16 protein-coding genes and 2 pseudogenes are annotated in these 24,039 nt (G+C 43.0%); 11 read left to right on the top strand and 7 right to left on the bottom strand.

Features of this window, described 5'->3' with window-relative positions:
* Positions 1-9 precede the first annotated feature (9 nt).
* The 5 genes from rbsA to OCV36_RS18910 all read left to right on the top strand — a co-directional run bounded on the left by rbsA (position 10) and on the right by OCV36_RS18910 (position 5,839).
* Positions 10-1,515, top strand: a complete 1,506-nt coding sequence (gene rbsA, locus OCV36_RS18930; RefSeq protein ID WP_135456724.1) for a ribose ABC transporter ATP-binding protein RbsA — start codon at positions 10-12, stop codon at positions 1,513-1,515.
* Complete coding sequence (gene rbsC, locus OCV36_RS18925) at positions 1,512-2,504, top strand: ribose ABC transporter permease (protein ID WP_017074034.1); 993 nt, start codon at positions 1,512-1,514, stop codon at positions 2,502-2,504. The genes rbsA and rbsC overlap by 4 nt, the downstream gene beginning before the upstream one ends.
* A gap of 127 nt (positions 2,505-2,631) precedes the next feature.
* On the top strand, positions 2,632-3,510 hold the full coding sequence (gene rbsB / locus OCV36_RS18920; RefSeq protein WP_017074035.1) for a ribose ABC transporter substrate-binding protein RbsB: 879 nt from the start codon (positions 2,632-2,634) through the stop codon (positions 3,508-3,510).
* A gap of 277 nt (positions 3,511-3,787) precedes the next feature.
* Positions 3,788-4,732, top strand: coding sequence for a ribokinase (gene rbsK / locus OCV36_RS18915; RefSeq protein WP_135456722.1), 945 nt, complete (start codon positions 3,788-3,790; stop codon positions 4,730-4,732).
* Positions 4,733-4,837: 105 nt separating this feature from the next.
* Positions 4,838-5,839: a substrate-binding domain-containing protein gene (locus OCV36_RS18910; protein ID WP_135456720.1), complete on the top strand. Its 1,002-nt coding sequence runs from the start codon at positions 4,838-4,840 to the stop codon at positions 5,837-5,839.
* A gap of 148 nt (positions 5,840-5,987) precedes the next feature.
* Here the strand turns inward: OCV36_RS18910 and OCV36_RS18905 are convergent, their stop codons facing one another.
* Together OCV36_RS18905 and OCV36_RS18900 are read right to left on the bottom strand one after the other, a co-directional pair.
* Positions 5,988-6,779: a carbon-nitrogen hydrolase family protein gene (locus tag OCV36_RS18905; RefSeq protein ID WP_135456718.1), complete on the bottom strand. Its 792-nt coding sequence runs from the start codon at positions 6,777-6,779 to the stop codon at positions 5,988-5,990.
* A 170-nt stretch (positions 6,780-6,949) separates the two neighbouring features.
* Positions 6,950-7,381, bottom strand: a complete 432-nt coding sequence (locus OCV36_RS18900) for a lysozyme inhibitor LprI family protein (RefSeq protein WP_029224921.1) — start codon at positions 7,379-7,381, stop codon at positions 6,950-6,952.
* A gap of 327 nt (positions 7,382-7,708) precedes the next feature.
* Between OCV36_RS18900 and OCV36_RS18895 the strand changes: the two genes are divergently transcribed.
* From OCV36_RS18895 to OCV36_RS18885, 3 genes are all read left to right on the top strand, one after another.
* Positions 7,709-9,289, top strand: coding sequence for an EAL domain-containing protein (locus OCV36_RS18895; RefSeq protein WP_135456912.1), 1,581 nt, complete (start codon positions 7,709-7,711; stop codon positions 9,287-9,289).
* A gap of 209 nt (positions 9,290-9,498) precedes the next feature.
* Complete coding sequence (locus OCV36_RS18890; protein ID WP_135456717.1) at positions 9,499-11,961, top strand: CHASE3 domain-containing protein; 2,463 nt, start codon at positions 9,499-9,501, stop codon at positions 11,959-11,961.
* Between the two features lie 203 nt (positions 11,962-12,164).
* Positions 12,165-12,563 carry a hypothetical protein gene (locus OCV36_RS18885; RefSeq protein ID WP_135456715.1) on the top strand — a complete coding sequence of 133 codons (399 nt, stop codon included), beginning with the start codon at positions 12,165-12,167 and terminating at the stop codon, positions 12,561-12,563.
* Positions 12,564-12,640: 77 nt separating this feature from the next.
* Here the strand turns inward: OCV36_RS18885 and OCV36_RS18880 are convergent, their stop codons facing one another.
* Entirely contained in the window at positions 12,641-13,078 is a 438-nt protein-coding gene (locus tag OCV36_RS18880; RefSeq protein ID WP_135456713.1) for a hypothetical protein, read from the bottom strand.
* A 93-nt stretch (positions 13,079-13,171) separates the two neighbouring features.
* On the opposite strand from OCV36_RS18880, the pseudogene OCV36_RS18875 reads away from it, so the two are divergent.
* Positions 13,172-13,414, top strand: a pseudogene (locus OCV36_RS18875) (IS110 family transposase); the annotation flags it as partial.
* Positions 13,415-13,783: 369 nt separating this feature from the next.
* Here the strand turns inward: OCV36_RS18875 and OCV36_RS18870 are convergent.
* The gene (locus OCV36_RS18870; protein ID WP_135456711.1) at positions 13,784-14,428 is read right to left on the bottom strand and encodes a hypothetical protein; all 645 of its coding nucleotides are present in this window, start codon (positions 14,426-14,428) and stop codon (positions 13,784-13,786) included.
* Between the two features lie 88 nt (positions 14,429-14,516).
* Between OCV36_RS18870 and OCV36_RS18865 the strand changes: the two are divergent.
* A pseudogene (locus OCV36_RS18865) lies at positions 14,517-15,541 on the top strand (IS110 family transposase).
* 371 nt (positions 15,542-15,912) lie between these two features.
* Here OCV36_RS18865 and OCV36_RS18860 read toward each other — a convergent pair.
* From OCV36_RS18860 to OCV36_RS18850, 3 genes are all read right to left on the bottom strand, one after another.
* Positions 15,913-16,803 carry a hypothetical protein gene (locus OCV36_RS18860; protein ID WP_135457657.1) on the bottom strand — a complete coding sequence of 297 codons (891 nt, stop codon included), beginning with the start codon at positions 16,801-16,803 and terminating at the stop codon, positions 15,913-15,915.
* A 190-nt stretch (positions 16,804-16,993) separates the two neighbouring features.
* On the bottom strand, positions 16,994-17,932 hold the full coding sequence (locus OCV36_RS18855) for a DUF4268 domain-containing protein (protein WP_135457655.1): 939 nt from the start codon (positions 17,930-17,932) through the stop codon (positions 16,994-16,996).
* Between the two features lie 420 nt (positions 17,933-18,352).
* On the bottom strand, positions 18,353-20,908 hold the full coding sequence (locus OCV36_RS18850) for a molybdopterin oxidoreductase family protein (protein WP_135457653.1): 2,556 nt from the start codon (positions 20,906-20,908) through the stop codon (positions 18,353-18,355).
* Between the two features lie 501 nt (positions 20,909-21,409).
* On the opposite strand from OCV36_RS18850, the gene nirB reads away from it, so the two are divergent.
* A complete protein-coding gene (gene nirB / locus OCV36_RS18845; protein WP_135457651.1) occupies positions 21,410-23,992 on the top strand; it encodes a nitrite reductase large subunit NirB in 2,583 nt (860 codons plus the stop codon).
* Positions 23,993-24,039 lie beyond the last annotated feature (47 nt).

Raw genomic sequence — 24,039 nt, 5'->3', positions numbered from 1 at the left:
GGAACCGACATGACTCAAGCCATTTTAGAACTTAGCTCAATTGAGAAAGCCTTCCCTGGTGTTAAAGCATTAGATAAGGCAAGCCTCAACGTTTACCCAGGACGCGTAATGGCGTTAATGGGTGAAAACGGTGCAGGTAAATCAACGCTTATGAAAGTGCTTACGGGTATCTACCACTTGGACAGCGGCACTATCGCTTATCAAGGAAAACCGGCTGCATTTAAAGGACCTCGTGACTCACAACAAGCCGGTATTAGTATCATTCACCAAGAGTTGAACCTAATACCAGAGCTAACCATTGCAGAGAACATCTTCTTAGGTCGTGAAATCACCGGAACCATGGGCCGCATTCTTTGGAACGAAATGTACCAAGAAGCGGACAAGTTACTTAAGCGCCTTAACGTTAAACACAGTTCAAAAACACCTTTGGGTCAGTTAAGCCTTGGTGAACAACAAATGGTAGAGATCGCAAAAGCTCTATCATTTGAGTCTAAGGTCATCATCATGGATGAACCAACAGATGCGCTTACCGATACCGAAACTGAATCTCTGTTTAAAGTAATTAACGAACTGCGCGCTGAAGGCTGTGGCATTGTTTACATCTCTCACCGCTTAAAAGAGATCTTTGAGATTTGCGATGACATCACGGTACTTCGTGACGGTAAGTTCATTGGACAGTGTGAAGTAAAAGACACAGACGAAGATGGCCTCATCGAAATGATGGTAGGTCGTAAATTAGACGAACAATATCCACGTATCGGCCAGAGTCACGGTGAAACCTGCCTTGAAGTGATTGGCCTGACCGGTTCTGGTGTTCATGACGTGAGCTTTACGCTAAAACGCGGTGAAATCCTTGGCGTATCTGGCCTAATGGGTGCTGGCCGAACTGAACTGATGAAAGTGATTTACGGTGCACTTCCGAGTGAGCGTGGCGTCATCAACTTAGAAAACAAAACCATTAACCCTGTAAGCCCGAAAGATGGCTTGGCCAATGGCATTGCTTACATCTCTGAAGACCGCAAAGGTGATGGCCTTGTGCTAGGGCTTTCAGTGAAAGAAAACATGTCGTTATGTGCGCTGGATCTGCTGACTAAGAAAGGTCAAATCCAACATAAAGATGAAGTGATTGCAGTTGATGACTTCATCAAGCTTTTCAACATCAAGACCCCGACTCGCGAGCAAATCATTGGTAACCTTTCTGGTGGTAACCAACAAAAAGTAGCCATCGCTAAAGGCTTGATGACCAAACCAAAAGTACTGATTCTCGACGAACCCACTCGTGGTGTCGATGTTGGTGCGAAAAAAGAGATTTACCAACTCATTAATAAATTCAAAGCCGACGGCATGAGCATTATTTTGGTCTCATCTGAAATGCCAGAAGTGTTAGGAATGAGTGACCGCATCATGGTGATGCATGAAGGCCGCATCAGCGGTGAATTTGATGCTAAAGAAGCAAACCAAGAATTATTACTGGCATGTGCGGTCGGTAAAAAGATTAACGAGGACGCAGCATGAGTACTAAAACCATGAGCAAAACAACTGAAACTGAAGCGCCAAAGAAGAAGCCGTTAATCAGCAAAGAATGGCTGATTGATCAAAAATCATTGATTGCTTTGATCTTCCTGATTGTTGTCGTTTCTTTCTTAAATCCAAACTTTTTTACCGTCGATAACATCCTGAACATTCTGCGCCAAACCTCTGTGAATGCAATTATCGCAGTGGGTATGACACTGGTTATCTTAACTGCAGGTATCGACTTGAGTGTCGGCTCTGTACTTGCGCTTTGTGGTGCTTTCGCTGCCAGCATGATTGGCATGGAAATCCCGGTCATGATCGCCGTTCCAACCGCTCTAGTAGCAGGTGCAGCACTGGGTGCTATCAGTGGTGTGATTATCGCAAAGGGTAAAGTTCAAGCTTTTATCGCAACGCTAGTAACCATGACTCTATTGCGCGGCGTAACCATGGTTTACACCGACGGTCGTCCTATCTCAACAGGCTTCACTGAAACAGCAGACGCATTTGCTTGGTTCGGTACAGGCTACGCAATGGGCATCCCTGTTCCAGTATGGATCATGGTCGTGGTATTCGCAGCGGTATGGTACCTACTGAACCACACACGTTTCGGTCGTTATGTTTACGCTCTAGGTGGCAACGAATCAGCAACTCGCCTATCCGGTATCGATGTAGACAAAGTAAAAATCGGCGTTTACGCAATCTGTGGTCTGTTAGCAGCAGTGGCAGGCATCATCGTGGCATCTCGTTTGTCATCAGCTCAACCTACCGCAGGTATGGGCTACGAGCTAGACGCCATCGCTGCGGTAGTACTTGGCGGCACAAGCTTAGCTGGTGGTCGTGGTCGCATCATGGGTACATTAATTGGTGCTCTGATTATCGGCTTCCTAAATAACGCCCTAAACCTATTAGACGTATCTTCTTACTACCAGATGATTGCAAAAGCAGTGGTTATTCTTCTGGCGGTATTGGTCGACAACAAAAACAAGTAACACCAATTAATTTATTCAGTAAACGCAACACCTATTAAAAACAAGACGTAACAATTAAACCAATAAATAACGTAACAACGAGCTAGGATTATCCAACCTAGCTCACCCTACATAAAGGACTTACACCATGAAAAAATTAGCGACTCTTATTTCTGCTGCTCTTCTTTCTACAACGGTATCTGTGTCTGCACAGGCGCAAGATACAATGGCAATCGTTCTGTCTACATTGAACAACCCATTCTTCGTAACCATGAAAGATGGCGCAGAAGCGAAAGCTGAAGAGCTAGGCTACAAGCTTATCGTTCTTGATTCTCAAAACGACCCAAGCAAAGAGCTTTCGAACATTGAAGATCTAACCATTCGTGGTGTTAAAGCAATTCTGATTAATCCTACAGATTCAGATGCAGTATCTAACGCGATTCGCATTGCTAACCGTTCAAACATCCCAGTACTAACGCTAGACCGTGGCGCAAGCCGTGGTGACGTAGTTAGCCATATCGCTTCTGACAACGTTATCGGTGGTGAAATGGCGGGTCACTTCATCATGGAAAAAGTCGGCGAAAAAGCGAAAGTAATCCAACTTGAAGGTATTGCTGGTACATCTGCTGCTCGCGAACGTGGTGAAGGCTTCATGAACGCAGTAAACGGCAGCGACCTTGAGCTTCTTGCAAGCCAACCAGCGGATTTCGACCGTACTAAAGGTCTGAACGTAATGGAGAACTTACTTGCTGCTAACCCTGACGTACAAGCGGTATTCGCTCAGAACGACGAGATGGCACTAGGTGCACTTCGCGCAGTTCAAGCTTCAGGTAAAGACGTATTGATCGTTGGCTTTGATGGCACTGAAGACGGCATTGCGGCTGTTGACCGTGGCCTATTAGGCGCAACGGTAGCGCAACAGCCTGACCAAATTGGTTCTCTAGGCGTTGAAATGGCAGACAAAGTACTGAAAGGCGAAACTGTAGACGAGTACGTACCAGTACCTCTAAAAATCATCGCTAAGTAATTGATACAAAAAGTGCTCGGATAACAGTAGCTGATAAATATTAATCGTTCTTGAATATCAATAGTTCCTTAATTTTAACAGCTCTTAAATATCAATAGCTTTTAAATATCAATAGCTCTTAAATAAACATAACACGCTACACATAGGCAGGGGTTCCCCTATCCCCTGCCTTCCTTATCCAACCAACTCGATAATATATTGCTGTTTCTCATGCCTGTTCATGGCGATGTGTAAGAGCAATGTATTCTCAAATACGATATATCATAAGGCTCGTATCATGACTCAACTGATTGTTTTAGGTAGCGTTAATGCTGACCACGTACTGCAGGTTCCTTCTTTCCCTCGTCCGGGTGAAACCTTGATTGGCGGTAACTATCAGGTCATCCCTGGTGGCAAGGGCGCAAACCAAGCGGTAGCTGCAGCGCGATTAAACGCAGATATTGGCTTTATCGCGTGTGTTGGTGACGACCCATTTGGCATCAACATTCGTCAAGACTTTGCTAAAGATGGCATCAACATCGATGGCGTTATTGTTGCAGACAACACCCCTACCGGCATCGCTATGATTCAAGTATCGGTAACGGGTGAAAACAGTATTTGTCTATCGGCTGAAGCAAACAACAAATTGACTTGCGACCAAATAGAACCGCATTTGGCTAAAATTCGCGACGCTAAGTATTTGTTAACTCAACTTGAAACGCCAATCGAAGGCATTGAATACGCAGCGAAAATTGCAAAAGAAAATGGCACTAAAGTTATCTTAAATCCAGCCCCGGCTCGTCCACTCTCAGATGCGTTATTGGCTTGTGTTGATGTAATTACACCCAACGAAACAGAAGCGGAAGTGCTAACGGGTATTACAGTAACGGACAACGAATCGGCTCATACTGCGGCATTGGCTTTACATGCGAAAGGCATTGAAACGGTGATGATCACTCTAGGCGCCAAAGGCGTTTGGATTAGTCATGAAGGTCAAGGTGATGAAGAAAGCAAAGGCGAGCTAATCGCAGGTTTTCGCGTTGAAGCAACGGATACAACCGCAGCAGGTGACACATTCAATGGCGCATTAGTTACAGGACTGCTTGAAGATATGCCATTAGAACGCGCAATTAAATTTGCTCATGCTGCAGCTGCAATTTCTGTGACTCGCTTTGGCGCTCAAACGTCAATTCCAAGCCGAGCTGAAACGGATGCTTTTCTATCAGAACAGCTTTCGGCTTAATGTATTGTCTGGTCTTTAATTAGACCGAACAAATACCCAAGCATAAGCCTCTGTTTTCAGGCAAAATATCGCGCAACGTGGACAAGTTTCCCACAAGGATTTTTTATGGCAACAATGAAAGATGTCGCTCGGATCGCAAAGGTTTCGACTTCTACCGTGAGTCATGTGATCAACAAATCGCGTTTTGTCAGTGAAGAAATAGCTGAACGTGTTAACAGTGCAGCTAAAGAGCTCAATTACGCACCATCTGCATTGGCACGTAGCTTGAAAATGAAGCAAACCAAAACTTTGGGTATGTTGGTTACCACATCCACTAACCCATTCTTTGGGGAAGTAGTAAAAGGTGTTGAACGTCGTTGCTATGAAAAAGGCTATAACCTTATTTTATGTAATACCGAAGGCGACAGTGAACGCATGAAATCATCCATCGATACTTTGCTGCAAAAGCGTGTCGATGGCTTAATGTTGATGTGTTCAACCCTTGAAGGGCAACATATCGATGTCTTTGATCGATACCCTGAGTTACCTGTCGTAGTAATGGACTGGGGCCCGATGTTATTTGCGAGTGATAAGATTCAAGATAACTCTCATCAAGGTGGCTACATGGCGACTAAGCACTTGATTGATAATGGACACTCTCAAATCGGTTGTATCACCGGCCCATTACACCGCAATCAAGCTTCATCTCGTTATCAAGGTTTCAAACAGGCGATGGAAGAAGCGAACTTCGAGATCAATCCTAAATGGATTGTTGAATCAAACTTCGAATGTGATGGCGGCTTTGACTCTTATCAAACATTAAAAACCCGTGGCGAAATGCCTTCAGCGCTGTTTGTGAGTAATGACATGATGGCAATGGGTGTGATTCACGCAGCGGCGCAAGATGGTACATCGATCCCTAACGATCTTTCTATCATTGGCTACGATGACATCCACTTGTCGAAATACATGACACCAGCGTTAAGTACGGTCCACCAGCCAAAACATCGCTTAGGCCAAGCCGCTGTAGATACACTTTTAAACAGACTACAAGCGCCTGACTCTGACCCGCAAGTTGTCGAACTTGAGCCTACATTAGTAGAACGAAGCAGCGTTAAAGCGCTTTAGAGCGCTTTAGAGCGCTTTCTAGCAAACCCATTTCCAACAAACCTAAGCAACAAGCCTAAGCAGTCAAACAAAGCAGCAAACCAAAATAACAAAGGGCAAGGTTATCTAACCTTGCCCTTTTCGATCCTATTGTATTTCACTTGTCTTGTTAACGACTCAACACAGACGATATCTGCTGTATTTCGTCTAACACATCAATACCATTGTACTGAGGCGCAATAGACAAATCTTCAACCTCTACCGTCTCAACGGCCTGATTTTCCGAGAGTTGAAGCATTACTTCACCTTTAGGGGAATAAACTCTGCTACTACCACAATACGTTGCGGTAAAAGCATCGACTACATCTTGCCCAACACGATTACAAGTGACGATATGGCACCCTTCTTCCAAAGCTCTTGCTTGGGCAATGGCAAAGCTATGATGACCACCAAAATTCGCAGGATGAAGAATAACGTCGACCGACTGATACCCTCTGATGATCTCTGGGAACCAGATATCAAAGCAAATCGCGACGCCAAACTTTAAGCCTTTATGTACAAAAATAAGGAGCTCGCTCCCTCTAGAAAAGTATTCTTTGTCGAACTTCGTTTGGCTGACTTTTCGATATTTGTTGCGTAAGCCACAATCATCCACAACAACGACACTGTTGTAATAATGGCCATCATCTTTCTCTGCAATACCGGCAACGATTAACGTCTGATGTTTCGCCGCAAGTAGAGTTAACGAATCAATGGTAGGGCTGTTATTGAAGTCTTCGCACTGTTCATGAATTTCTGCAGCCTCGTTAAAGATATACCCAGTAGAGAACAGTTCAGGCAGTAACGTGATATCACCCACTGACGCCTCGGCTTCTAAAAGCTCAAAGACTCGCGAGATGTTCTTTTGTTTGTTTTTGTATTCAACTTCAAGCTGAACGAGGGTGATGCTGACATTATTCACAATTGAATCCTTGCTAGGTAACACTTCGAACTGTATTACTTCAAACTGCATTACTTCAAACTAGAGACTGAGAACGACAGAGTAAGACAATCCCCTATCGCTTTCTTATTCACACGCCAAAGGTTGAAGCGAGTGCACACTCAAAAAAGCATTTGCGCTCGGTTATTCCACTATTTAGGTTCTACTTCTAACACTGGCTCTGGCAAGACAGGAGGAGTGCTGTCCATATAGGTTAAGAAGTTTTCCCACACCTCATGCGTTCTTTGTTTAGTCAGTTTAGTTTTGCAAGAAAGCGCCATGAGGCCTCGAATCGAACCATCACGCCATTGCGTATACACAGAATCACAATGCGCTGATTGGTAAGCTTGCCAACTCTCCTGAGCCACCTTGATTGAACTGACCAACTCCGCATCATAAGCATTGTGCTCAAAACTCGCGGTAAGGTATTTATCGAGTTCCATTTGTGCAGATTCCAACTTAATAGACGCACAATGATTAATCTCTATTGTTGTCATCGCATTTTCGCAGTCTATAACGTGTTCGCCCGCCAATGTAGAACAAGAAAAATAGGCCAATATTAATGCTGGTATAAGTCTTTTCATAAACGTCCTAACTACTGTCATCAGTGAATTTCTTGATTAATTAAAGCACGGCTCAATATTTAAACTCCCTTCAATACTTAGCCATGCAACAACAAAATTTATAGGGTTATAAGCAATTTTTATACGTGTAAAAGTACAAAATAGCACCGATCTAACTAAGAAAAAACGAGATAACACCAAGATTTAACTGGTAAAAATAGAAAACACATTCTTTAAATAAATAACTCATGCGTTCATTCACACTATTTATGCATAAACTTGCGCTACTATCGTTAAGTTTATAAATTAAATTGAATGTTCACCATAATCGGCAACGTTACTCCAACTATGGATATCAAGTACCAACATTTTGCTAAAACATCTTTCTACTTTGCCATTTCGTTCTTTTTTTCGATGGCATTGCTTATTCCTTTTACGCCGTCTCATTACCAAACTTTAACCGAAGATTCATCGAGGTTAGTTGAAACGAGGCTTGAAGGAATCCAATCGAGGTTTGACCATTTTCTCTCAGAAATCACGCCTGACCAGCCTTGCAACTCGATTGTTAGACAGCTTCGCCAAAACGTTTTTGATGCCGACTGGGTAAAAGAAGCCGCGGTATTCAATAAGGACAACCTATTTTACTGTTCAACCACCGATGGTGAGGTTTCGTTCCGCCTATTTAGCACCATCAGACAGCGACTCAATGACGCCCCGAATTTAACAACGCTATCGTATTCAAACTCAGCCATCACTCAAGTTCAATCCATCATGCTCATCTTCTCAAACAAAGAGGATATAGGCGTGAGTCTGATGATACCGCCGCACTTCATCTATGACCTCGTAGAAAAAAACCTTAGCAGCCATGGCATTCAAACCAAAGTTGAAGTGATAAAAAGAGATATTTACCCATCGGATACTGACGCGCACATAGCCAAGGTACGAATACAATCGGATACCTACCCATTTACCATCACGTCATACGTGGGATATCAATATTATATTAACTTCCTGTTGAGTTACTCATGGTTTGGCTTTCTCATGGCTGGAATCATTACCATTAGTCTTCTTTCCATCAAACATAAACAACAGAGCCAACGTAGCTTGGAGTATTCGCTTTCTAGTGCTTTAAAGAACAACCACCTGCATGTACACATGCAACCTATCGTCAACCAAAATACAACTGAAATAGTAGGCTGTGAGTCACTCCTTAGGTGGAACGATCCTATTGAAGGTAACGTCTCCCCAGCCATATTCATTCCGCTTGCAGAAAGCTTGGGGCTGATAGAAGACCTTACTTACTTTGTGTTGCGTGAAGTGTTGAACACGATCAAACATAATCAAACGCTATTTGAGTCAAAGTACATTAGCGTCAATATAAGCCGGAATGTTGTCTCCAACAGTAACTTCGCAAACAAAGTCATTAGTATTTATAAGAAGAACCCTGACATTCTCAAGCAGGTGGTCTTTGAAGTCACAGAGGGTGGTGAATGTTCTGATGCAGATATGATTAAGATTAGAGACAACCTGACTAAGCTGTCGAATATGGGCGTAAGAGTCGCGATTGATGACTTTGGTACTGGCTATGCAGGCTTAGATTTTGTGAGACAATTCCCGTTTAGCATTCTCAAAATCGATCGCGTGTTTGTGAAAAACATTTCAGACGAATCTAGCCTTGGTATTCCACTATTAGAATCCATGCTCCAGCTATCACGCACATTAGGCATGCAAGTGATCGTTGAAGGGGTCGAGTATGAGTCACAAGTGAAAATCTTGTCTAAATTAGGCGTCGATTACATCCAAGGCTTCTATTTTTATAAGCCGATGCCGATAAGCCTGACCATAAGCTTGCTCAAACAGCAACATATCGAATCTAGTAAGGAATATCAGGAATCTGAACCCTCTTCACCAGAATTAGATCATTCCTAAATCAAACTAATACGTTTTTGTCACACCGTGTTATGTCACCATTCGTAACGCAAAGGTTGTTAGAGCTCTACTTTTAGAGCTTTAGCCATCTTTTCAGGGTCAAAACCTACCCAACTACACACTATGCATTTGCACACCTAACAATCTAACAATCTAACAATCTAACCTACAATAACAATAGGTTTCGATTGTGTGGAATACGCGTTTTTATGTTTGCGAGTTGGTTTGATGATATTTCTCTACAGAGAAAACTATTAGTTAGCTTTTCCATCCCTATTGCATTAATGGTTCTTGTCTCATTCTCTGTCCATCAAAACACCCAATCAATAGTCGAAGACAACCACTGGGTTGTTCACACTCATAAGGCGATTGCTCGCGCTCAGGAGCTTCTAAACCTAGCCATTGATATGGAAACGGGTCAAAGGGGCTACCTCATCACCGGTGACCCTGTATTCCTTGAGCCTTATCACCTTGCACTTGATGTATGGAACCAAAAAGTTCACACCCTTTGTGAACAAGTAAGCGATAACCCCAGCCAAGTAGAACGCCTCCGAAATATCGATGCACTTCATAAGCAATGGCTTAAGGAAGCAGGTGAAAAAGAAATCGCCCAGCGTAGCTTGGTCGGCAATGGCACAACTACGATGCAAAATGTGATTGCTTTAACCCAAAAACAAACGGGCAAACAACTTATCGATAAAATTCGTAATGAGATAGCCGAGTTTATTTCAATCGAACAAAAGCTCATTCAAATTCGAGTAAAAGATTCCGAACACTCCGCCAACCAAACCAGTTACGTGCTGTTTCTAGGAACACTTTTTTCAACGTTTATTTCTCTGCTTGTAGCAGCATGGTCATCAAACCGCATTAAGAAACGTATTCACCTACTCCTTAACGCGGCCAATCAAGTGGCGGCTGGTCATTTAAAGCAAGTCGCTTCCATGCTTGACCGAAGCCCCTCAATGAGCGGTAACGATGAGGTTGCTCAACTCACTCACAGTTTCCAGAAAATGGCGACGACTCTGGTTAAAAGTAACAACCAAATGCACGCGTCAAATCGTGATCTCATTGCTGAACGTAAAAAAGCCGAAGCCGCCGTTAAAGCGAAAAGTGAATTTCTTTCAACGATGAGTCATGAAATACGCACCCCTATGAATGGCGTGCTTGGCATTTCGCAGATCATAGCTTCTCAGACTAAAGAACCGTCGACCAAAGAGAACATCGAAGTCATCCTCGATTCGGGTCAACACCTGATGACAATACTCAATGACATCCTAGATTTCTCTAAAGTGGAAGAAAACAAACTCGAACTGGATATTGCTCCCTTTAACTTTGAACAAGTTATTCGACCTGTCTGCAGTGCAATTAAACCGATGGCAGATGAAAAGAGTATCCGTTTAATCGTTGATAACGAGGTGCCCAATAACATAGACCTTATTGGTGATTGCGCGAGGTTACGCCAAATCTTGTTTAATTTAGGGGGCAACGCGATAAAGTTTACCAATGAAGGCCACGTGCTGATTCAATTGGCCCTTAATCATCAAGACAACAAGCTCCTTTTGTCAATAACGGATACTGGCGTCGGGATCCCGAAAGATAAGCACCTGCATATATTCAACCCGTTCGAACAAGCGGATGCATCCACAACAAGAAAATTTGGTGGTACAGGGCTTGGGTTAGCTATCGTTAAAAAGCTCGTGGAGCTGATGAGAGGTGAGATAACTCTAAACAGTGCCGTTGGGCTCGGGACCAAGTTCCAAGTTTCATTACCTATCACCTGGCAAGAGCACAAATCGACAGAGACCAACCCAGTTCTCATTAGCACTGACGAGCCATTCCATAATCCGTTGAATGTGCTGTTAGTAGAAGACAACCGCATTAACGCCATTGTTGCTAAAGGTTTTTGTGAAAACCTCGGATACCATGTTGAACAGGCAGAAAATGGAAGAATCGCGACAGAATATCTGAAGACAGCAGAATATGACCTCATCTTAATGGACAATCACATGCCTGAAATGAACGGAGTTGAGGCAACACAATTTATTAGACAACAGCTTGGCTTAAACACTCTGATATTTGCTTATACCGCCGATGTGTTTCGCGAGGCTCATGACAGCTTTATTGAAGCGGGTGCAGACCACGTTTTAACAAAGCCGTTGCAGCAAGAGAGTTTCTTCGATGCCCTACAACAGTTTTCTTCACGCCTTCCTAAGCACGCTAACGACGAATCCACGACTGATATAACAAGTAATGTTATCGAACTTCACAGAGAGCCCATTGATAAGCTCAGCCTAACAGAAGAAGAGATCAGTCAATCAGAGGTTATTCAATCGTTTAAAGAAAACCACCACGACTTGATCGTGCTTTTGAAATCAACATCGAAAGAGCTTGAAGAGTCCATCGATCAACTCATCGAAGCCTATATTCAGCAGGACCTTAAATCTATAAGGAAGACTTTACACTCCTTAAAAGGGATGGCTTTGAACCTCGGGCTAAACATGTTGGCACAACAAGTGCTCGCTCTAGAAAAACAAATAAAGCATCAGCAGTTGCCCGAAATAGAGCAACTTCAAAAGCTCATCAACCGCATCTTAGTCAATGAACATCAGGCTCAACGAATGATAATGGCTTATGCTGCGCCAATAACTTATATACACGGCCAAGTACGCTAAAATCAAGAATCTAAGCCTGCCTTCTCGTCGCATATAAGCTCTACCTAAGTCTGCATTAACGTTACCCACCATCAAACCCACTAAACAGACACTCCTTGTTACATAAGGCACTCAAAAATAACGAAAGAAAACGCGAATACGATGGGTCTTCTTTGAAGAACATTTAATTTCATCGCATCGTTAAGTGCATCACAAGGGATATCATGGAAAAGAAACTTCAAACCAAACTGGCTACTAGCCTACTGCTGCTGAGAATCGGCATTTTTATCGTCTTCTTGTTCTGGGGCTTAGATAAGATCCTTGTACCTGAGCATGCAACAAAAGTACTGTCTGGCTTTTACGGAATCGACATTTCGGATAATGCGATAATGGTTATGGGAGTCGCGCAATTAGGGTTCTTAGGCGCGTTCGTTGCCGGCATGTGGAAAAAGTATACCTATGGCGCAATTTTAATCCTGCACGCAGGTTCCACCTTCGCCTCTTTTGGTAAATATATGGACCCGTTCAATAACCTACTGTTCTTTGCCTCTTGGCCAATGCTCGCAGCTTGTATTGCACTCTTCTTATTGCGTGACTACGACACTTACAGCGTTGCCAACTAACACAAAGGGCGCCTGTAATCGGCGCCCTCTTTGGTTATCTTGATTCTTAAATGCTTTGTAGGGAACTTACTTCACATCTACGCAGCTAAATACGTTGTTATTATGGCGGTAACAACACCAACAACAATACCAGTAGCTAATGCAGTCAACCTGTCATTTCTACGAGTTCGATAGTTAGCTAAATACAGGCAACCTTTTGCTGATAAAGCGAACTTCTGTTCGCTTAACTTTTGTCCACTGCCCATTGCGGTAAACTCCCTGTCGCCATCAGAGGCTTTCTTCTCGGCGCTATGGCAAGCATAAAATTCTCGGGCAAGTAATTGTTCTTTCAGTTGAACTTGCTCTCTTTTTTCAAAATACTCATCATCTAATAAATCATTAGCTACCAAAAATGCAATAGGATAGAAATCTCGATGATCATTATGTTTTTTAGTAATCAATTTCGATAATTCAAACAGTGATACTTCACCGTTTTTATCAATCTCTTTCAATAGTCTAATTACTATATTACTCACAAGTTACCCCTAAAGTTCCCTAACGAATGACATGGATTCCCCTTTCCGAGGATCTGCCACACTTATGTGGTACTTAAATGCATCGGAGGCACCATGTCTGATTATTCTTATTTCTGCGGTATCGACCTAGCTAAAAACCACTTTAGTCTTCATGCCGTAGACCAAAATGGTAAGGTCATACTTCATAAGTCAGTAACCCGCTCTAAACTACTGACTACAATAGCAAATTTTCCGCTCATGCGTATAGGCGTTGAAGCATGTGGTGGTGCACATTATTGGGTAAGAACACTCAATAAACTGGGTCACGACGCCCGTATTATGGCCGTTAAGTACGTAACCAAACAGAGCATAAAGAGTTAAACCCACCGGGTCATTGCAGCCGCTAATGATGGAGATAGGTTAAGACCACTTGCGGAGAGCCTGTTAATGCGGCGGACACACTAGTTGTCATCTAACGAATGAATAAGGCATCGCAGTCACGCAAAGTCATCAGGGCCACGACGTATGCGAACCGTCGATAAGTAGGCCGAATGTAGAGCGGCAGTCCAAAACCCATCAACATAAGTTTAGCGGATGTTTGACAACCGGGGAAATCCATGTGGCCCCATTAAGAGGCTTTTAATTGTTGGCTAAAATGTGAAGCGAAGCGGAACCTAGCCAACTGTTAAAAGTCCTGCTTGAATGGCTTGTTATACGGCTTTACCACTAATTTTTGTAGTACTCATCTACTTGACCGGCTAACTCTTTTATTTGTTTAGCACCATCGAAGTATTCTGATTTTTTATTATGAAACTCTATGAAACCTAACTTTGTTTCTACGTCATACTCTCCGAGAGCTTCATCCAAAAACAGATAACCAATGTTTCCATATATCGAGTGTTCTTTCTCATTGTAATTATCAAAAAATAAGACAACACCCAATTTATCATTATCTTTATAAACATTATAAAAGACATCAATTGATTTAATTGAAATACCACCGTATTCAAGATTATTTAAGGGGGTTCTTCTTTGACGGTATTTAACTATTGTCCATCTATTTAATTCAGGAGAAGAATTAAATAGTAATTCAACTGAAGGGAATGATTTTTTTATCCCACCTGCACTAATTACAAATTCTCTCTTTCCGTTTTCTGATTTTGGACCGAACTCAAATGTAAGCTCTGGATCTACTTTAGAAAGTGCATTTGATAATTGATCGAATACTTTCTCTGTATCACTCTCAAAATTGAAAAGCATTTCATCATTTTTTTGAAACCACTTCCAAAAATCATTTTCAACCGACGCATTTGCTTTTAAACCAAATATTGAAAGTAATCCCATAAGTATAAATTTAACTCCGTGCTTCATAATATCCTTGCCGTATAACGAATGACATGGATTCCCCCTACCGAGGATCTGCCACACTTATGTGGTACTTAAATGCATCGGAGGCACCATGTCTGATTATTCTTATTTCTGCGGTATCGACCTAGCTAAAAACCACTTTAGTCTTCATGCCGTAGACCAAAATGGTAAGGTCATACTTCATAAGCCAGTAACCCGCTCTAAACTACTGACTATAATAGCAAATATGCCACTCATGCGTATAGGCGTTGAAGCGTGTGGTGGTGCACATTATTGGGCAAGAACACTCAATAAACTGGGTCACGACACCCGCATTATGGCTGTTAAATACGTAATTCCTTATCGAACTAAGGGAAAGAACGACCTTAATGATGCTGTTGCTATCTGCGAAGCTGTTCAGCGACCATCCACTCGCTTTGTGCCCGTAAATCCCCCGAGCAACAAGCCATCTTATCGGTACATAGAATGAGAGAGCATTGGGTTCGTGAGCGCACCGCGCTTATGAATCGCATGCGTGCCCTACTCTCTGAATTCGGGTTGATCATTCCTGTTGGCCGCTCTTCGTTAATGAAACACGTTCCCTTAATGCTGGAAGACGCAGAAAATGAACTGCCACACCTTGCAAGAACGGTGATTGCCGATGCTTATCACCACCTTGGAGAATTGAATCAACGTATCGCCGATACTGAACAAGTCTTCGATTCTTTTGCTAAGGTCAGCGCTAATGTCCAACGAGTGATGAAAGTTCGAGGTATTGGGCCGCAAACCGCTACTGCGATACTTGCTTCGATAGGCAATGGTTCTCAATTTGATAAAAGCCGTGATTTTTCTGCTTGGCTAGGACTAGTACCAAAGCAATATTCCACAGGAGGAAAGCCTCCTTTCGGGCGGATAACCAAACACGGCGACAAATATTTGCGAACACTATTAGTTCACGGGGCAAGGACCGTGATTGCCAACCTTGGCGACAAGCAAGATAAGTTAAGTCAGTGGTGTCGAGGCGTTCTAGAGCGGAGAGGAATGAAACGAGCGATAGTGGCACTTGCCGCGAAGAACGCACGGATTATATGGTCGCTTTTACACAATCAAACCGAATATGAAAACTATGCTGCTTAAGTAGAAACCTAAGCAGCATAAAGAGTTAAACCCACCGGGTCATTGCAGACGCTAATGATGGAGATAGGTTAAGACCACTTGCGGAGAGCCTGTTAATGCGGCGGACGCACTAGATGTCATCTAACGAATAAGGCACCGCAGTCGCGCAAAGTCATCAGGGCCACGACGTATACGAATCGTCGATAAGTAGGCCGAATGTAGAGCGGCAGTCCAAAACCCATCAACATAAGTTTAGCGGATGTTTGACAACCGGGGGAATCCATGTGGCCGCATTAAGGAGTGGGTGACGCTTGGCTATACTTGAGCGAAGCGAAACTGCCAAGCATTACGAATCACTTTTAAATGCTTTGTTAGGCGAATATTCATTAAAATTACGCGACCTTGTTTTCTTTCAGTTTTTCAATAAACACTTGATTAACTTCATCAAAATCTCTTGGAGCTTGATAATCAAATGGATCTAACTCGTCATCATCGCCACTTTCAATAACATTGAATTCGTTAACATTAAAATTAAACCCTATTAAGGGTTGGCTTTTACTTTTGAAGTCTACCGTGAAGTGGCACATTCTTTCAATTAAAGTACATAGATAAATAATTCTTTCCAAAAACAGTAAAGATTGCTTTAAATATGTTTTTGCATATGTGTCAAAGGGATCGCTTGTAATAGCCGTAAATCTACCAGAATTATTCCCTAGGTAAGATCCTAATTTATTTACCAACCCAATATATTTTTCATAATCTGATTGAGGTATCCCCTCATTGAAGTCTTTAGGGTAGTTCTCAGAAATTCCTGATATTAAAGTAGAGCTTGATTCTAAAGCTTGAAATAACTCTCTGCATATTTCGTAATCCCCTTCCTGAGAATTTGGGTAAATTCTCTTATGAATTAAACGAAAATCTAAGTCTTGAATATCTTTTAAATTTTCCTGTGAATATTTAACAAACTCTTCAAGATGCTTATAATAATTAGAAAAATTATTCTGGAGTCCCGTAGCCTTTATTTGTTCTTTAGTCTGTTCAGAGCGATGATTAGCAGCAAGTAATGCAACAATTGGGATGATCATTGCCAGTATTCCTAAAGGAAAGCGAAATACAAATATAAAGTAATTAAATCCATTCGCAGACAAATCCCATACAAGCGATGTATTAAAAATAATGACTAAAGCTATTACTATTGCGAAAGTAAGCAGCGCAGATATTGCCCCCCATACAACTTGTAGGTGTAAAAAACTTTTTTGAGGGTCAAAATATTTGGATGTCATTTATTACTCATTAGTTATAACTTTTCGAAAAATACAGTATACAAAAGCGGATCACCGATTCGCCTAACGCCAAATTAAGGTGTGGACAACGCTAGCCACCTTACCTAAACCATTGTGCCATAAACACTAAACTAGCTTGAAGTGAGAGCGCCAAGCGTTGTGAATCACTCTTAAATTTCTTGTTATATGCCTATTTCAAGTGCTTACGAACCCTTTTAGCAAACAAATCTTTGAACTTAATTAGGTTATTAATATGCCATAGTTTAATCTCTGATAAATTACTTTCGTCTAATATTGAACCATCACGATAGACAGCCACTCTAGTAGCCCTCTTACCATCTATTGGTTCCCAAGAAAGCTCACTTCCAAATTCATCTTCAATTTCATCTTTGCTTTCGAGCAAATAGTTCAAGCACGACTCGTTTTGCTCAGCATTGCCAAAATCAATATAAAGTTCCGTACGTACTTTATTGCCTTGGCAAAAGTTTGCACCGTAATTTATACCAGTAATTCCAGAAGCAAATGCGTACCAGTTCTGAGGTTGACCAGCCTTAGCTGAGGTAAATTTATGCTCGCATCGAAGCTCATCGATCAACTCTTGGAAGTACTCACGATACTTTTCAGATTTGGCACTCGTTTTTTGAACAGACTTGTTCGAAGACTTGCTCTTTTGCCATTCGTTTGGAAATACTACAGGTTTTAGATTAAAAGCAGGCTTTGACTCGTCAATTTGAATAACCTCAACAACAACTGCAAAGAATTGCGTCTGACTATCAGTTCGGTGATTCAACCAGTCTAGAGCTTGACGGTGCTCTTCACGAATTGTTTCAGCAACCCAAATGACGAACGAAGCGTCGAACCCAGCCGAATATGTAAGTAACTTACCTAGGTGGTCATGGTCAGTTTGAGAAAACTGATTTTCAATAATGACGTTTTCGGCTGACCCAAGATCCTTGGCTAAGATATCAAGAGAAAAATTCCCGACGCTCGCTTCCTCTTGAACTAGCTCAAGCTCCAAACCTACAGCATTTCCCAATTCTTCGATGTTTTCCGCTAGCCAAGGTGTAAAATCTTGCGCTTCATGTGCCCAAATACTTCGTAATGGGACTTTCTTCAACTCACCAAACATACGTACTTCCTATTTTCTCTGAATGGCATATAACAGCTATATTAGACAGAATAATTCTGTATTTTGTCCCTGAAACAATTCTGTCTAGTAATCTAAACAGTTCAGGCTCTGTCTAATAACCCATTTAATAACAGAACCTTACCTGATTACTGCTTTATCAAACATGACGAAAAGCAGAAATTTTCTATATAGTTCCAGTAAAATGCAGAAAACACCTCAATGTGTGAGTTAGTCGTTACCTTATTCGGTGATTTACTGACCAAACCTAGGCAGTTTTGACCTAAGTCTTTGGGTTGGATGATGATTGAACCGCAGTTCAGGCAATGAATTGACACATATTGGGGGCTATACACTCAAACAAAAACGCCGACATGATTGTCGGCGTCTACGCTATAGGTATGGATGAATGTGAGGTAGTAACTACTTCGCCATGGTACTCAAAAACTCGGCTTCGAATTCTTCATCGGCTTCTCGGGTTAGGCATTCCACCAGCCATTCGATGCTTTCATGATCTAGGTTACTGTTCACCACGAACGCTTGTTTCACGCCAAACTCACCAAGCTTGGCTGAACCGTAGTTCTTGAACGATTTATTGCCGTGATAATGGAGTGATTTAACCGCCTCTGCGTTGGGTTCAGGTAATTCATCCAGTGTGTTGGCAAGCTGAATCACCAACTCCATAGGATTCTTAGATGACGAGATACGATACAAAAATCCGCCCTCGACTTTCTGCCTAACCCAGTAATCAAAGCTGCTGCAATCCATCACCTTATCACTGACCAGTGCCGCTTCGCTGCGATAAGCGCATGCCTCTAACATCACAGGTGTGTGTTTGAACTCTGGCTGCCCTGAATTGGAATCAGTGTTAGGTAAAATCAAGTCACACGGCTTGCTGTCTTTGGCCGTGGTGCCGTTCCAGTGGATCGGCATAAACACCTGCTCTTTACGCATCTCTTGGGTTAATACCAAGCGCGCTTGAGATTCACCTTGAGCACTTTTCACTTTAACAACCTGGTTGGTTTGATTTGTGCTCGTTTCCAATCCAAATTTCTTGGCGGTTTCAGGGTGAACAGCAATGAACGGTTCGGGAGTGTGGTCTCCAAGTGATGAGGCAAGCCCTGTTCTACTCATGGTGTGCCATTGATCGCGCACTCGTCCGCTGTTCATTATAAGCGGATAATCTGGTGACGATGTCGTTAATGGTAAAGCATGTTCAACCGCAACGAACTGGGCTTTTCCTGACTTAGTGAAAAACTCGCCATCAGTGAACATTCGTTTATTTACGATATCTTGCTGTAATTCTAGTACGGGCCATTGCTGGGGTTTTAGCTCGCTATAACTTTTGTCGTCCAATTTGGTTAGACCTATTAAACACAGGTCTCGCGTTTTACCGTCAGTATTATCAAGACCCGTCATTTGACAGTATTCTTCAAATATCTGCCCTTCATGACGATAATCAAAGGCATGTTTATGACCCATTTTCTGCGCCACTTCTTTAATCATCCACCAATCAGGTTTAGCTTCACCCGGGCTTGGCAATATGCGGCGCTGCCTTGATATACGACGCTCGGAGTTGGTCACGGTGCCCGACTTCTCGCTCCACCCTTGCGCGGGCAGCACTACATCAGCCAAACGAGTGGTTTCAGTATCGGCAATGCAATCTGACACCACCACAAATGGACAGTTTTCTAGCGCTGCTTTCACTCTCGCACTGTCTGGAAGGCTCACCACAGGGTTGGTCGCCATAATCCACACCGCTTTGATCTTGCCTTCAAGCATGTCGTCAAACAACTCGACGGCTTTCAAACCGGGCTTGGTTGCTAAGTTATCGGTTTGCCAAAAGTTACTCACCGTTTGGTGTGATTCCTCACTCCCAAACTCAAAGTGCGCCGCTAGCGTATTCGCTAAACCACCCACTTCGCGACCGCCCATTGCGTTGGGTTGCCCGGTCACAGAGAAAGGCCCCATACCTGCTTGTCCGATTTTTCCGGTGGCTAAATGGCAATTGATGATGGCATTCACCTTATCGCAGCCTTGGCTCGACTGATTCACGCCCTGAGAATAGATAGTGATTACTTTTTTGTTTGATGCGAACGCGCGATAGAAGCGCTCAACCTCTTGTTCCGCTAACCCGGTCAATTGGCTGACGCTTTGCTCTGAATTGATGTTTGAATCAGCGTGGTAAACATACTTCTTTGCTGACTCAATCGCTTGTTGGAAGCCTTCTGTATGTTTGCTTATATAGGCCTCATCAAGTACGTCATTATCGGCTAGGTATGAAAGTAACCCGTTAAACAAGGCCACGTCAGAGCCCGATTCAATCGCTAAATGCTGATCTGCTATTTCACATGTGTCGGTATAACGAGGATCTATGACGATCACTTCCAGTTTGGTATTCGCTTGCTTAGCCGCTCTTAACCTTTGAAAAAGAACCGGATGACACCATGATAAGTTTGAGCCAGTAATCACGACCAAGTCGGTTTGCTCTAAATCTTCATAGCAAATAGGCACCGTGTCGCTACCAAATGCACGCTTGTGTCCAACAACGCTCGATGCCATGCAAAGCCTTGAGTTACTGTCAATGTTTCCGCTACCAATAAAACCTTTCATCAGCTTATTAGCAACGTAATAGTCTTCTGTTAACAGTTGACCAGAGACATAGAACGCAACTGAATCAGGGCCGAACTCTTCAATGGTTTGGTTAAACCTATCAGCGACCAATTGAGTGGCGTCATCCCATGCGAGTTCATGTTTTTGTTGATTCTGAATATGAGTAGGCTGAGTAAGACGACCTAAAGGCGTTACGGTTTCACCTAGAGCAATGCCTTTAGTACATAACTTTCCATAATTCGACGGGTGTTCTTTATCACCGCGCACTTCAAGCTTACCTAATGCAGTGGGCCTCGCTTCTATTCCGCAGCCAACACCACAATAGGCACATGTCGATTTTATCCAACCACTGTTTGAATCACTCATCCGTTTCTCGCTCAATTATCCATAATTGTATTTATTTAGATCAAGCAAATAACACGCCATTAAACCAAAGAATCGCAAGCACAACAAAAACCAAATAAAAACAACAGCTTAATAAAACAAAAATAATTAAAACTCAGTTCCCAATGAATGCTTGATATAAAAAACTTATTTTTTGCACCATCTTGCAGAAAGTTGCACCACAAACGCTCATTTCCATAAATTTAACAAAAAAATTACATACCACTTTAGGGGTAATTGCGTGCCCCCTGAAAATCTTAATCGATTGAAAAGTATTAATTAAATTTTATTTATTTTGCTAAATTATAATTTGGCATCCTCCTTGCTCCACTAGAAACCAAGAGTTAGAAAAACAATTTTTGTTTTCTTGATAATGATGAATTGAGTGGAATCTCAACCCGGTATTCATTTGTTAACCATTAGAAGTTAAACGCTATAAACGTTAACGCTATAAACAATGAAGCCGAGAATAAGGAATGGATTATGAGCAAGAAGAAGATCGTCGTCGTTGGTAACGGTATGGTTGGACACAAATTTATCGACAACATATTGCAGTCAGAAAGTGATGAGTTTGATGTGATTACTTTCAGCGAAGAACCTAGGTTGGCCTACGACCGAGTTCAGCTTACAGCTTACTTCAAGCGCGGAAATGCCGAAGATTTGGCATTAACCAGCGAAGAGTATTACCAAAGCAATGGCGTTAATTACCTTCTCAACGCGAGAGTCGCTCAACTGGATACTGAAAATAAGTGCGTTGTGACTGAATCAGGACATACCGAGAGTTATGACACATTGATTCTAGCGACCGGTTCATTCCCTTTTGTTCCCCCTATTCCCGGTAACGACCAAGAACACTGCCACGTTTATCGCACCATCGAAGATTTAGACGCCATTGAATTATCAAGCAAAGGCAGTAAATCGGGCGTAGTGATTGGTGGTGGTCTGCTTGGCTTAGAAGCGGCAAACGCAGTCAAAAACCTTGGCTTGGAAACCCATGTTGTAGAGTTCGCGCCTCGCCTAATGGCCGTTCAATTAGATGACGGTGGCGGTGCGCTTTTACGCAGAAAAATTGAAGACCTTGGCGTCCAAGTTCACACCGAGAAGGCAACCTCTGAGATAGTCGCGGGTGAGAGTGCTCGCTACCGTATGAACTTTGCCGACGGCACTCATCTCGAAACCGATATGATTGTGTTCTCTGCGGGTATTCGCCCTCAAGATGCCCTAGCTCGTAGCTCTGATATTGCCATTGGTGAACGTGGCGGCATCGTGATTAACGATCATTGCCAAACCAACATCGACAACGTGTACGCGATTGGTGAATGTGCGCTATGGGACAACAAGATCTTTGGCTTAGTGGCACCCGGTTATTCGATGGCGAAAGTCGCGGCTGCGCATATCTTATCGGACGGAACGAGCGACGCTGCGTTTACTGGTGCCGACATGAGCACCAAGCTCAAACTGCTTGGTGTTGATGTAGCCAGTATTGGCGAAGTACACGGCCAAACAGAAGGTGCTCAATCGTATACTTATAACGACGAAATCGAGCAAGTTTACAAGCGCCTTATCATCTCAGCTGACGGTAAAAAGATTGTTGGTGCAGTATTGGTGGGCGACGCCGAGGCTTACGGGTCACTACTGCAAATCAAACAAAATGATATGCCTCTTCCTGAAAATCCATCCGTGCTTATTCTGCCAAACCTCGCGGACGATTCTGGCTCAGCAATGGGCGTTGAAGCTCTGCCTGATAGCGCCGTGATTTGTTCGTGTTTTGATGTGACCAAAGGCGATATCAAAGACGCCGTATCTGCAGGCTGCACCACTATGGCTGCATTAAAAGAAACAACCAATGCTTCAACGGGTTGTGGTGGTTGTTCTGCGCTTGCTAAACAAGTTTTAGACAGTGAACTAAGCAACCTTGGTGTGGAAGTCTCAAACGATATCTGTGAGCACTTTGCGTATTCTCGTCAAGAACTTACCGACATTATCCGCGTCAACAAAATCAAGACATTCGATGAGCTATTGGATTCTCATGGCAATGGATTAGGCTGTACCGTCTGTAAGCCTGCTGTCGGTTCTATTCTGGCTTCTTACTGGAATGATTACATCCTCGAAGATCAGCACATTGAACTGCAAGACACCAACGATATCTACCTCGGCAACATGCAAAAAGACGGCACTTATTCAGTTGTGCCACGTATTGCAGGCGGTGAAATCACACCTGACAAATTGATCGTGCTTGGCGAGGTCGCGAAAGAGTTCGACCTTTACACCAAAATCACCGGTGGTCAGCGTGTCGATTTGTTTGGTGCACAGCTTAACGAACTGCCTATCATCTGGAAAAAGCTGATTGATGCAGGTTTCGAAACAGGCCACGCCTACGGTAAGTCGGTTCGTACTGTTAAGTCGTGTGTGGGTAGCACTTGGTGCCGATATGGTATCGACGACAGCGTAGGCTTAGCGATTCGACTAGAGAACCGCTACAAAGGGCTACGCTCGCCACATAAAACCAAGTTTGCAGTTTCTGGCTGTACTCGTGAATGTGCAGAAGCGCAATCGAAAGACTTCGGCATTATCGCGACCGACAAAGGTTGGAACCTCTACATCTGTGGTAACGGCGGTATGCGCCCTCGCCATGGTGACCTTTTTGCTACCGACCTTGATGAAACCACCCTGCTGCAATACATCGACCGCATTCTGATGTTCTACACACGAACCGCGGATCGTCTACAGCGTACATCGGTATGGATGGAAAACCTTGAAGGCGGCATTGAATATCTCAAGCAAGTCGTGATTGAAGACAAGCTCAATGTTGCTGAAGAACTTGAGGCCGATATCGCCCTCAACATCGAAAAATACCAGTGTGAATGGAAAACCACCATCGAAAACCCTGAAAAGATGAAACGCTTCCAGCACTACATCAACAGTGAAGAGATGGACACTAGCCTGTCATTCATTAAAGAACGAGAGCAGCGTTTTCCTAAGCCGAGCTTGAGCTCTTCTTCAGATTCACAACGCGATGAAATACTAACCAACGCAGACCAAATCGAAGTCACGGAAGTTTCGTAAGCCGAATTGCTGGTGAGTGAATCAGTGACAACTCAACCCAATATCGA

The organism is Vibrio echinoideorum, from assembly GCF_024347455.1.
GTDB classification, from domain to species: domain Bacteria; phylum Pseudomonadota; class Gammaproteobacteria; order Enterobacterales; family Vibrionaceae; genus Vibrio; species Vibrio echinoideorum.
Note: the sequence above shows the minus strand (reverse complement) of the source record. Positions and strands in the feature narration are given on the sequence as shown.

Excerpts from the sequence above, each read along its gene's own strand:
- rbsA (WP_135456724.1), top strand. The coding sequence starts at position 10 with ATGACTCAAGCCATTTTAGAACTTAGCTCAATTGAGAAAGCCTTCCCT.
- rbsC (WP_017074034.1), top strand. The coding sequence starts at position 1,512 with ATGAGTACTAAAACCATGAGCAAAACAACTGAAACTGAAGCGCCAAAG.
- rbsB (WP_017074035.1), top strand. The coding sequence starts at position 2,632 with ATGAAAAAATTAGCGACTCTTATTTCTGCTGCTCTTCTTTCTACAACG.
- rbsK (WP_135456722.1), top strand. The coding sequence starts at position 3,788 with ATGACTCAACTGATTGTTTTAGGTAGCGTTAATGCTGACCACGTACTG.
- OCV36_RS18910 (WP_135456720.1), top strand. The coding sequence starts at position 4,838 with ATGGCAACAATGAAAGATGTCGCTCGGATCGCAAAGGTTTCGACTTCT.
- OCV36_RS18900 (WP_029224921.1), bottom strand. The coding sequence starts at position 7,381 with ATGAAAAGACTTATACCAGCATTAATATTGGCCTATTTTTCTTGTTCT.
- OCV36_RS18895 (WP_135456912.1), top strand. The coding sequence starts at position 7,709 with ATGGATATCAAGTACCAACATTTTGCTAAAACATCTTTCTACTTTGCC.
- OCV36_RS18890 (WP_135456717.1), top strand. The coding sequence starts at position 9,499 with ATGTTTGCGAGTTGGTTTGATGATATTTCTCTACAGAGAAAACTATTA.
- OCV36_RS18885 (WP_135456715.1), top strand. The coding sequence starts at position 12,165 with ATGGAAAAGAAACTTCAAACCAAACTGGCTACTAGCCTACTGCTGCTG.
- OCV36_RS18870 (WP_135456711.1), bottom strand. The coding sequence starts at position 14,428 with ATGAAGCACGGAGTTAAATTTATACTTATGGGATTACTTTCAATATTT.
- OCV36_RS18860 (WP_135457657.1), bottom strand. The coding sequence starts at position 16,803 with ATGACATCCAAATATTTTGACCCTCAAAAAAGTTTTTTACACCTACAA.
- OCV36_RS18855 (WP_135457655.1), bottom strand. The coding sequence starts at position 17,932 with ATGTTTGGTGAGTTGAAGAAAGTCCCATTACGAAGTATTTGGGCACAT.
- OCV36_RS18850 (WP_135457653.1), bottom strand. The coding sequence starts at position 20,908 with ATGAGTGATTCAAACAGTGGTTGGATAAAATCGACATGTGCCTATTGT.
- nirB (WP_135457651.1), top strand. The coding sequence starts at position 21,410 with ATGAGCAAGAAGAAGATCGTCGTCGTTGGTAACGGTATGGTTGGACAC.